The sequence below is a fragment of the Actinophytocola sp. genome, from assembly GCF_035712165.1.
GTDB lineage: Bacteria > Actinomycetota > Actinomycetes > Mycobacteriales > Pseudonocardiaceae > DASYTH01.
The window spans coordinates 1-8,983 of the sequence record NZ_DASTBH010000429.1; the positions used below are offsets into that span (position 1 = coordinate 1).

Consider the following 8,983-nt stretch of genomic DNA (forward strand, 5'->3'; position numbering starts at 1 on the left):
CTCGGCCGAGGCGCCCAGCGAGACGAACGCCTTCTCCTCCTCGCCCGGCTCGTCGTCGACCTGGTTGGCCTGGGCGAGCAGGTCGTCGTCCCAGCCCTCGGCGTCCCGGTGCGGCTTGCCGAGCACGTGGTCCCGCTCGACCTCCATCTGGCTGGCCAGCTCCAGCAGCGCGGGCACGCTGGGCAGGAACACGCTGGCCGTCTCCCCCGGCCGCCGCGCCCGGACGAACCGGCCGACCGCCTGCGCGAAGTACAGCGGCGTGGACGCGCTGGTGGCGTACACCCCGACGGCCAGCCGGGGGATGTCGACGCCCTCGCTCACCATCCGCACCGCCACCATCCAGCGCGACTCGGCCGCATGGGCGAACTCCGCGATCCGGGCGGAGGCCTTCGGGTCGTCCGAAAGCACCAGGGCCGGTTCGACGCCGATGTCCCGGTGCAGGATCTTGGCGTAGGCCTTGGCCGTCTCGTGGTCCGAGGCGATCACCAGCCCGGCCGCGTCCGGCATGCCGTCCGCCCGGATCTGCCGCAGCCGCAGATCGGCCGCGGCCAGCACGGCCGGAATCCACTCGCCGGCCGGGTCCAGGGCGGTCCGCCAGGCGCGCGCGGTCTGCTCGGCGGTCAGCGGCTCACCGAGCCGCGCGGTGAACTCCTCCCCCGCGCTGGTCCGCCAACTGGTCTCGCCCGAGTAGGCCAGGAAGATCACCGGCCGGACCACGCCGTCGGCCAGCGCGTCGGCGTAGCCGTAGGTGTGGTCGGCCCGGCTGCGCCGGAACCCGGCCGGGTCCGGCTCGTACTCCACGAACGGGATGGGCGAGTCGTCGCTGCGAAACGGGGTGCCGGTGAGCGCGATCCGGCGCACCGCCGGGGTGAACGCCTCGCGGATCGCCTCGCCCCACGACTTGGCGTCCCCGCCGTGGTGGATCTCGTCGAGGATCACCGCGGTCCGGCGGTTCTCGGTGCGCACCCTGTGCAGCATGGGATGGGCGGCCACCTGGGCGTAGGTAACCGCGACGCCGCGGTAGTCGGCCGAGGTGGCGCCGGTGGTGTTGCGGAAGTTGGCGTCGATCGGGATGCCCGCGGCGCTGGCGGCGGCCGCCCACTGGTGCTTGAGGTGCTCGGTGGGGGTGACCACGGTGATCGCCTCGACGGTGCGGTCGGCCAGCAGCTCACTCGCCAGCCGCAGCCCGAAAACAGTCTTGCCGGCTCCCGGGGTGGCCACCGCCAGGAAGTCCTTCGGCCGGTTCGCCAGGTACTTCGTCAACGCCCGCCGCTGCCAGGCCCTCAGCATCGACACGCGTCGAAGCCCCCTTCGTTCCCGTTCGGCAGCGCAGGAAGCTTACCGGCGGCCGCGGCGAGTCCGGCGCGCGACGCGACACGTTCACCCCAGAGGTGGGCCAACTCACGGTCGATGCAGCATGCTTGTGTGGTCATGAGTCCACAGCCCCAGCATCCGGTGCGTAACGCCGCCCAGCCGACCGGTGCCTTCCCGCGCCGGGGCCCGTGGCGGCTGACCAAGCGGACCGTGTCGAAGGCTTGGGACGGCAACATCTTCTCCGAGGCGGCCGAGGCGGCGTTCTGGCAGGTGCTGTCGCTGCCGCCGCTGCTGCTCGGGCTGCTGGGCAGCCTCGGCTACTTCGCCGAACTGTTCCGCCAGGACGTGATCGCCGCGGTGCAGGAGAAGATCACCGAGTGGTCCCGGACCGCGTTCAGCGAGAACGTGGTCACCCAGATCATCCAGCCGACCGTGGCCGACATCCTCAAGAACGGCCGCAGCGAGATCCTCACCGTCGGCTTCCTGCTGTCCCTGTGGGCCGGCTCGTCGGCCATGTCCTCGTTCGTCGACGCGATCACCGTCGCGCACGACCAGTACGGCGTGCGACACGAGGTGTGGCAACGGGTTTTCGCGCTGCTGCTGTACATGGCCAGCCTGGTGCTGCTGGTGGTCGGGCTGCCGGTGCTGGCGCTGGGCCCGGACATGCTGGCGAACCTGTTCCCGGAGGGCTGGCGCGGCGAGATCAGCGAATGGGTCGGCGCGCTCTACTACCCCGGCCTGGGCGTGCTGATCGTGCTGGCCCTGGCCACGCTCTACAAGCTCGCCCTGCCCCGCAAGCTGCCCTGGCACCGCGGGCTGCCCGGGGCGGTGCTGGCCATGGCGGTCTTCCTGCTGAGCAGCATCGGGCTGCGGCTCTACATCTCCTGGATCACCACCACCGGCTACACCTACGGCGCGCTGGCGACCCCGATCGCGTTTCTGCTGTTCGCTTTCTTCATCGGCTTCGCGGTCGTGCTCGGCGCCTATTTCAACGCCGCCATACAGGAGATGTACCCGGCCAAGATGACCCGCCGGCAGCGGCGCCGCTGGCGGCGTCTGGAGTTGGAGCACCGCGCCGAACAGATCCGCTCCGAGGACCGGGCGAAGATCATCCCCGCGCCGCCCCCGCCGCCCAGCCAGGAGAAGATCCCCAAGAACGTCTCGTGAACCAATGTCGCTTGGGGAGTGTCCAAAGGTTGCCCCAACGGACATTCTGGCAGGTCAAGGCTGATCTTAATCTGCGGTTGGCACTCGCCGAGACGGCGGGCACCAAACCCCGTCCCCACAGGATGAAGGAGCAGCCATGCCGGTAGGCGACATCGAGACCGAGGTTCACTCAAATGTAGACGCGAGTGACGACAACAGCCAGACCGGAAGTCACAACACCACAACCAACACGAACACCCAAATCCACACGTCGGACAGTCACAACGACAGTCATAACGACAGCCACAACCGCGGCAACACCACGATCATCACCGGCCCGTTGCCGGCCGGGTCCAGTGTCGACGAGGACGGCAACATCAGGTACGGGCAGGCGCCGGCGCAGGGCGGCGGGCAGCACGGGGGCGGGCACCACGGCGGAGGCGGCGGCGGGCACAACCCCGACCACCTGCGCCTGGGCAGCAGCGGCCGCCGGGTCGAGGTCTGGCAGGAACAACTCAACGCGGTGATGCACGTCGGACTGGTGGTCGACGGGTACTTCAACGCCCGGACCAAGGAAGCCACGGTCGCCTTCCAGGAGGACTGCGGCCTGGGCGCCGACGGCGTGGTCGGCCCGCGGACCAAGGCCGCGATGGAGGAGCGCTACCGGCCGGAGGACGACCGGAGCAACCAGCCCTACCACCCCTCCACGCACGGTCAGTACGACCCGGCCCAGCACGGCACCTTTGACCCGAACGTGCACGGCAGGTTCGACCCGGAGATGCACGGCGCCTACAACCCGTACGTGCACGGCGACTTCAACCCGCACGTGCACGGGGACTACAACCCCTACGTGCACGGCGACTTCAACCCGAACGTGCACGGCAACTACAACCCGCACTACCACGGCGCGTACCACCCGGAGGCGCACGGCCAGTACCAGCCCGAGTACCACGGGGAGTTCCACCCGGAGACGCACGGCCAGTACCGGGCCGACTTCCACGGCGAGTACCACCCGCAGACGCACGGCGACTTCGACCGGGACCGGCACGGTGACTACCACCCCGAGACGCACGGCCGGTTCAACCGCGACCTGCACGGGGACTTCGACGAGTCCCGGCACGGCGCCTACGACGAGGAACTACACCGCGAGTACTGACCGCCGACGACGGGGGCCGGTCACCCGGCCCCCAGCCGGTCAGTCGTCGCCAGCCGGCGACATGCTCTCGAAGATGCGCTTGCACTCGGGGCAGACCGGCGAGCCGGGCTTGGGCGCGTAGGTCACCGGAAAGACCTCACCGCACAGCGCGACCACCATGGTGCCCATGACCGCGCTCTCCGCGATCTTGTCCTTGCGCACGTAATGGAACATCTTCGGGGTGTCGTCACCCCTCGTTTCCGTGCCCTCGGGACGAGTGTCGACATCCGGGAGAGTCTGGGTTTGTGGACTCATCGTCCCATGATGCCTGGCAGGATCTGCGCATGTTTCAGAAGGTGATGGCGAGCTTCGGTTCCGGCGGCGCCAAGGTGGACGCCCGGCTGCTGGACCGGGGCGTGCGTCCCGGCGGGACGCTGCACGGCGAGGTGCTGCTCGCCGGTGGTCAGGTCGACCAGGAGGTCGACGAGCTCGGGGTGACGCTGCTGGCGCGGGTCGAGTCGGGCGGCAACGGCAAGGCGCCGCAGACCGTGGACCTGCCGTTCGGCACCGTGCACCTGGCCGGGCGCGAGGTGATCCGGGCCGGCGCGCAGGTCCGGGTGCCGTTCGAGGTGCAGATGCCCTGGGAGACACCGATCACCACGGTGCTCGGCCGGCACCTGACCGGGATGGCGATCGGCCTGCAGACCAACCTCAACCTGTCCAGCTCCATCGTCGACCCGCAGGACATCGACGCGGTCCCGGTCGAGCCGCTGCCGGCCCAGCACCGGATCCTGGACGCGCTGAGCCGGCTGGGTTTCCAGTTCGCCCAGGCCGGTCTGGAGCAGAACCGGATCTCCGGCGTCGACCAGCAGCTGCCGTTCTTCCAGGAGATCCACTTCACCCCCTCGCGGGCGTTCGCCGGGGTGTTCACCGACCTGGCCGTGAGCTTCCTGGCCCGCCCGCACGACCTGCAGGTCGTGCTGGACGTGACCAAGCGGGTCCGGGTGGCCAAGGGCGGCGGCCTGGGCGCGCGCGGCCAGTCCTTCATCGGCTCGTTCACCGTCGAGTACGCCAGCCTCGGGCGCACCAACTGGGAGCAGCACATCGAGTCCTGCCTGCGCGAAGTGGCCGAGCCGCGCGGTATCTTCGACTGAATTGTCCATGCGGCGATCGGAGCCGGTCACGCTGACCAGAACACTCGCCAACCGGGTCCGAACATGATCGTCGCCGATGAGGTGGCGGCGGCGCTGTCCGAGGGTCGTGCCGTCGTCGCGCTGGAAAGCACGCTGCTCGCACACGGGCTGCCGGCCGGACGCAACCGCGACGTCGCCGGCCGGCTGGAGACCGTCGTGCGCGACGCGGGCGCCGTTCCGGCCACCATCGCCGTGCTGGGCGGCACGCCACGGATCGGGCTCAGCGACACCGAACTGGACCGGGTCTGCGACCCCGGCGCCGGCCTGGTCAAGCTCTCCCGCCGGGACCTGGGCCCGGCGCTGGCCCTCGGCCGCGACGGGGCCACCACGGTGGCCAGCACCGCCGCGCTGGCCGCAGCCGCCGGCATCGGCATGTTCGCCACCGGCGGGCTCGGCGGAGTCCACCTGAGCCGGTCCGGCACCACCTCCTGGGACGTCTCGGCCGACCTCGATGTGCTGGCCGGCACGCCGATCGTGGTGGTCTGCTCCGGCGTGAAGTCCATTCTGGACATCGAGGCCACCGTGGAGGTGCTGGAGACCCGGTCGGTTCCGGTGATCGGTTACCGGACCGACTCGTTCCCGGGCTTCTACCGGCGGGCCTCGGCGTTCGAGGTGCCGTGGCGGGTGGACACCCCGGCCGGCGCCGCCGCCGTGGCCGCGGCCCACTTCGGGCTGGCCGGCGGCTCCGGGGTGCTGCTGGTGAACCCGGTGCCGCCCGAACACGAGATGGACCTCGAACTGCACGACCGGCTGCTGCGGGAGGGCATGGACCTGCTGGACCGGCACAACGTGCGCGGCCGGGACGTGACCCCGGTGCTGCTCGAGCACTTCCACAACGGCAGCGGCGGCGCCAGCCTCGACGCCAACGAGGCGCTGGTGCTGGACAACGCCCGGGTGGCCGCCGAGGTCGCCGTCGAGCTGGCTCAGCGCGACGCCGAGTAGAGCCGGGCCACCACCTCGTCGATGTCCGGCTCACGCACCGACAGGTCGCGCAGCGCCACCGCGCCGGCCAACTGGGCCACCACCTCGCCGGCGGTGGCGCCGGTCAGCGTGAGGGTCACCCGCCGGCCCTCGGCCTCGATCGCCGTGACCGTCGCCCCGACCGGCACCAGCCCGTCCGGCCACGGCGCGTCCAGGTCGACCACGACACTGCGCCGCGAGCCGTGGCTGGCGTGCAACTCCGCCAGGGATCCGTCGTGCACCACCCGGCCGTGGTCGATCACCACCAACCGCCGGCACAGCTTCTCGATGTCGGCCAGGTCGTGCGTGGTGAGCACGATCGTGGTGTCGCCCCGGCCGCCCAGCTCGGCCAGGAAGCCGCGCACCGCCTGCTTGCTGATCACGTCCAGCCCGATGGTCGGCTCGTCCAGGAACAGCACCTCGGGACCGTGCAGCAGGGCTGCGGTCAGCTCGCCGCGCATCCGCTGGCCGAGGGACAGCTGGCGCACCGGCATGTCCAGGAACTCGTCGAGATCCAGCAGCTTCCGGCAGCCCGCCAGCCGCGCGGCGTGCTCGGCGGCCGGCACCCGGTAGACGTGCCGCAGCAGCGCGAAGGAGTCCGCCAGCGGCAGGTCCCACCACAGCTGCGAGCGCTGGCCGAACACCACGCCGATCCGCCGGGCCAGCCGGGAGCGCTGCGGCACCGGCTCCAGCCCGCACACCCGCACCGAACCGCCGGACGGGGTGAGCACCCCGGTCAGCATCTTCAGCGTGGTGGACTTGCCGGCGCCGTTCGGCCCGATGTAACCCAGCAGCTCGCCGCGCTCCACCCGCAGGTCCACCCCGCCGACCGCGGACACCACCCGCCGCTCGCGGCGCAGCCGGCCCTTCCTCCGGTAGACGGTGAACTCCTTGGCCAGCCCGACCGTTTCGATGATCATGATCCCGTACTCCGGTAGTGACGGATTCCGGTGCGCCACAACAAACCGGCCCCCGTCGCGGCCAGCGCGGCGATGACCGGCGAACACCAGTGCAGCCAAGCCGGCGTGCCCAGCGGATCGGGCCGGCCCAGCAGCGCCAGCGCCGGCAGGTAGGCCACGAAGGCGAACCCGAGCCCGAACACGACCACCCGGCGGAACACGTCGCCGTACATCGTGATCGGGTAGGAGGTCAGGTCCCGGCCGCCGTAGGTGAACGAGTTGGCCAACTCGCCGGACTCGATCCACCAGAACGCGACCGTCGCGCCGGCGACGAACAGGCTGCCGAAGAACACCGCCCCGGCGACCGGTGCGAGCACCGCCAGCAGCACCCGGGCCGGCGTCCAGTCGATGCCCGCGACCACGAGGGCGATCAGGTAGATCAGCAGGCCCTGCACCACCCGGCCGAACCGGCGGGGCGCGAAGTCCATGGCCAGCAGTTGCAGCAGCGCGGACAACGGGCGGACCAGCACCGCGTCGAACAGCCCGGTGCGCACGTAGTGCCGCAGCCGCTCGATGTTGCCCACCGCCAGATCGGCGAGCGGGAACGCGAGCGCCGCGATCCCGGTGATCAGCAGCACCTCGCGCGGGCCGAACCCGCCGAGCTCGCCCCGCACGCTGAGCAGCAGGAACACGGTGATCACGTCCAGCAGGGTGATCAGCGCGGCGGCCACCGTGTCCAGCGCGAACGACAGCCGGTACTGGGTCTGCGCGCGGATCTGGGCCACGGTCAGGCGCAGGTAGGGGTTAGCCACCCTGCACCACCAGCCTGCGCCAGGCGGCCCGCTGCACCCGGGCGCATGCCGCCAGCCCGATCGCCAGCCAGACGCACTGGGCCAGCAGCACCAGCCCGGTGTGGCCCCGCTCGACCAGGATGTCCAGCGGCGCCTGCATCATCGTCGGGAACGGGGTGGCGATCCACAGCACCAGCTGGGCCCACTCGGGCAGCACCGGCAGCGGGAAGTACAGCCCGCCTGCCCCGCCCCACAGGAACACCCACATCATCGTCACGCCGCGCACGTCGAGCAGCCAGAACGCGCTCAGGCCGATCAGATACCGGCCGCAGAACGCGATCAGCGTGGCCAGCACCACCGACACCGCGAACAGTGGGTAGGTGAGTGGCTCCACCGGCAGGTACAGCTCGAAGAACAGCAGGCCGGCCGCGATCGGGGCGAGGAACCGGGTCAGCAGGGCGTAGCCGAACCGGCCCAGGTCGGTGCACAGGTAGAGGGTGAACGGGCCGGCCGGGCGGAGCAGGTCGGTGACCACGTCGCCGGACCGCACCCGCTCGGCCAGGTCGAGCATCCCCCAGGCGTTCACCACCGCGAGCAGGCCCTGCCCGACCCACACGAACGTGGCGAGCTGGCGGCCGTCGTACCCGGCCAGCTGCCCGGCCGACCCGGCGATGGACAGCAGGACGTAGCAGCGCAGGAACCCGAACATGATGTTGGTTGTCGCGCCGGCCACGGTGGCCTGCCGGTAGGTGGAGAACCGACGGAAGCCGGCCGCTGCCAGCGCGGCGGCGACACGTACGGTCCCCACCTTGTGGACACCCCCAGCATTCGTGCGGTGGTGGTCGGCGACGCCGCGCTGGACGTGGTCGCCCGGCACACCGGCCCCATCGTGCACGGCGACGACGCCCGCGCTCAAATCCGATTCACCCCCGGCGGGGCGGCGGCCAACACGGCGGCCTGGCTCGCCCACCACGGGGTGGACACCACGCTGGTCTCCCGGATCGGCGACGACCCGGGCGGCGCGCACGTGCGGGCCGCGCTCACCGCCGCCGGGGTGCGGTGCGTCTTCGCCGTCGACCCGGACGCCACCACCGGCTGCGTCGTGGTGCTGGTGGACGGCGACGGCCAGCGCAGCATGCTGCCCGACCGGGGCGCCAACGCCCGGCTGCGCCCGACCGACCTGGATCCGGCGCTGCTGGCCGGCGCGGCGCACCTGCACCTGTCCGGCTACGTGCTGCTGGACGCCTCGTCCATCCCGGCCGGTGTGGCGGCGCTGGCGGCGGCTCGGCGGGCCGGCCTGACCACCTCGGTGGACCCGCAGGCGGCGCACCTCATCGCCGACCCGGCCGGGTTCCTCGACCTGGTCCGCGGCGTCGACCTGCTGCTGCCCAACACCACCGAACTGGCCAGGCTGACCGGCTCGGCCGACCCGGCGAGCGCGACGGCGCTGCTCGACGCGGTCGGCGCGGTCGCGGGGTTCGCGCTGGAGAACGCGCGTCTCCACGCAGAGCTCGCCGCCCGCCTGGAGGACGTCCGCGGGTCCCG

Annotated in this window: 10 protein-coding genes; 5 read left to right on the forward strand and 5 right to left on the reverse strand. The window is 71.5% G+C overall.

What is annotated here, in order from left to right:
• The coding region (locus tag VFO68_RS23660) for a DEAD/DEAH box helicase (RefSeq protein WP_325160567.1) at positions 1 to 1,290 on the reverse strand (1,290 nt) is incomplete at its 3' end.
• Between the two features lie 141 nt (positions 1,291 to 1,431).
• Between VFO68_RS23660 and VFO68_RS23665 the strand changes: the two genes are divergently transcribed.
• Both VFO68_RS23665 and VFO68_RS23670 read left to right on the forward strand, forming a co-directional pair.
• The gene (locus VFO68_RS23665; protein WP_325160559.1) at positions 1,432 to 2,481 is read left to right on the forward strand and encodes a YihY/virulence factor BrkB family protein; all 1,050 of its coding nucleotides are present in this window, start codon (positions 1,432 to 1,434) and stop codon (positions 2,479 to 2,481) included.
• A gap of 136 nt (positions 2,482 to 2,617) precedes the next feature.
• Complete coding sequence (locus VFO68_RS23670) at positions 2,618 to 3,616, forward strand: peptidoglycan-binding domain-containing protein (RefSeq protein ID WP_325160560.1); 999 nt, start codon at positions 2,618 to 2,620, stop codon at positions 3,614 to 3,616.
• Between the two features lie 39 nt (positions 3,617 to 3,655).
• On the opposite strand, the gene VFO68_RS23675 is transcribed toward VFO68_RS23670, so the two are convergent.
• On the reverse strand, positions 3,656 to 3,910 hold the full coding sequence (locus VFO68_RS23675; protein ID WP_325160561.1) for a DUF3039 domain-containing protein: 255 nt from the start codon (positions 3,908 to 3,910) through the stop codon (positions 3,656 to 3,658).
• A 29-nt stretch (positions 3,911 to 3,939) separates the two neighbouring features.
• Between VFO68_RS23675 and VFO68_RS23680 the strand changes: the two genes are divergently transcribed.
• Together VFO68_RS23680 and VFO68_RS23685 are read left to right on the forward strand one after the other, a co-directional pair.
• The gene (locus VFO68_RS23680) at positions 3,940 to 4,749 is read left to right on the forward strand and encodes a sporulation protein (RefSeq protein ID WP_325160562.1); all 810 of its coding nucleotides are present in this window, start codon (positions 3,940 to 3,942) and stop codon (positions 4,747 to 4,749) included.
• A 63-nt stretch (positions 4,750 to 4,812) separates the two neighbouring features.
• Positions 4,813 to 5,730 (forward strand): pseudouridine-5'-phosphate glycosidase, encoded by a 918-nt coding sequence (locus VFO68_RS23685; protein ID WP_325160563.1) that lies wholly within the window; start codon positions 4,813 to 4,815, stop codon positions 5,728 to 5,730.
• Here VFO68_RS23685 and VFO68_RS23690 read toward each other — a convergent pair.
• The 3 genes from VFO68_RS23690 to VFO68_RS23700 are packed head-to-tail and all read right to left on the reverse strand — an operon-like array spanning position 5,712 to position 8,246.
• Positions 5,712 to 6,668 carry an ABC transporter ATP-binding protein gene (locus VFO68_RS23690; protein ID WP_325160564.1) on the reverse strand — a complete coding sequence of 319 codons (957 nt, stop codon included), beginning with the start codon at positions 6,666 to 6,668 and terminating at the stop codon, positions 5,712 to 5,714. The two genes, VFO68_RS23685 and VFO68_RS23690, sit on opposite strands and share 19 nt — an antisense overlap.
• Positions 6,665 to 7,459 (reverse strand): ABC transporter permease, encoded by a 795-nt coding sequence (locus VFO68_RS23695; protein WP_325160565.1) that lies wholly within the window; start codon positions 7,457 to 7,459, stop codon positions 6,665 to 6,667. The genes VFO68_RS23690 and VFO68_RS23695 overlap by 4 nt, the downstream gene beginning before the upstream one ends.
• A complete protein-coding gene (locus VFO68_RS23700; RefSeq protein WP_325160566.1) occupies positions 7,452 to 8,246 on the reverse strand; it encodes an ABC transporter permease in 795 nt (264 codons plus the stop codon). Before VFO68_RS23700 ends, VFO68_RS23695 begins: the two co-directional genes overlap by 8 nt.
• A gap of 18 nt (positions 8,247 to 8,264) precedes the next feature.
• Between VFO68_RS23700 and VFO68_RS23705 the strand changes: the two genes are divergently transcribed.
• Positions 8,265 to 8,983, forward strand: a 719-nt coding sequence (locus VFO68_RS23705) for a carbohydrate kinase family protein (RefSeq protein WP_325160568.1), incomplete at its 3' end; no start/stop codon positions are given.

Bases quoted from the DNA above. Each gene is read 5' to 3' on its own strand.
- VFO68_RS23665 (WP_325160559.1), top strand. From the start codon at position 1,432: ATGAGTCCACAGCCCCAGCATCCGGTGCGTAACGCCGCCCAGCCGACC.
- VFO68_RS23670 (WP_325160560.1), top strand. From the start codon at position 2,618: ATGCCGGTAGGCGACATCGAGACCGAGGTTCACTCAAATGTAGACGCG.
- VFO68_RS23675 (WP_325160561.1), bottom strand. From the start codon at position 3,910: ATGAGTCCACAAACCCAGACTCTCCCGGATGTCGACACTCGTCCCGAG.
- VFO68_RS23680 (WP_325160562.1), top strand. From the start codon at position 3,940: ATGTTTCAGAAGGTGATGGCGAGCTTCGGTTCCGGCGGCGCCAAGGTG.
- VFO68_RS23685 (WP_325160563.1), top strand. From the start codon at position 4,813: ATGATCGTCGCCGATGAGGTGGCGGCGGCGCTGTCCGAGGGTCGTGCC.
- VFO68_RS23690 (WP_325160564.1), bottom strand. From the start codon at position 6,668: ATGATCATCGAAACGGTCGGGCTGGCCAAGGAGTTCACCGTCTACCGG.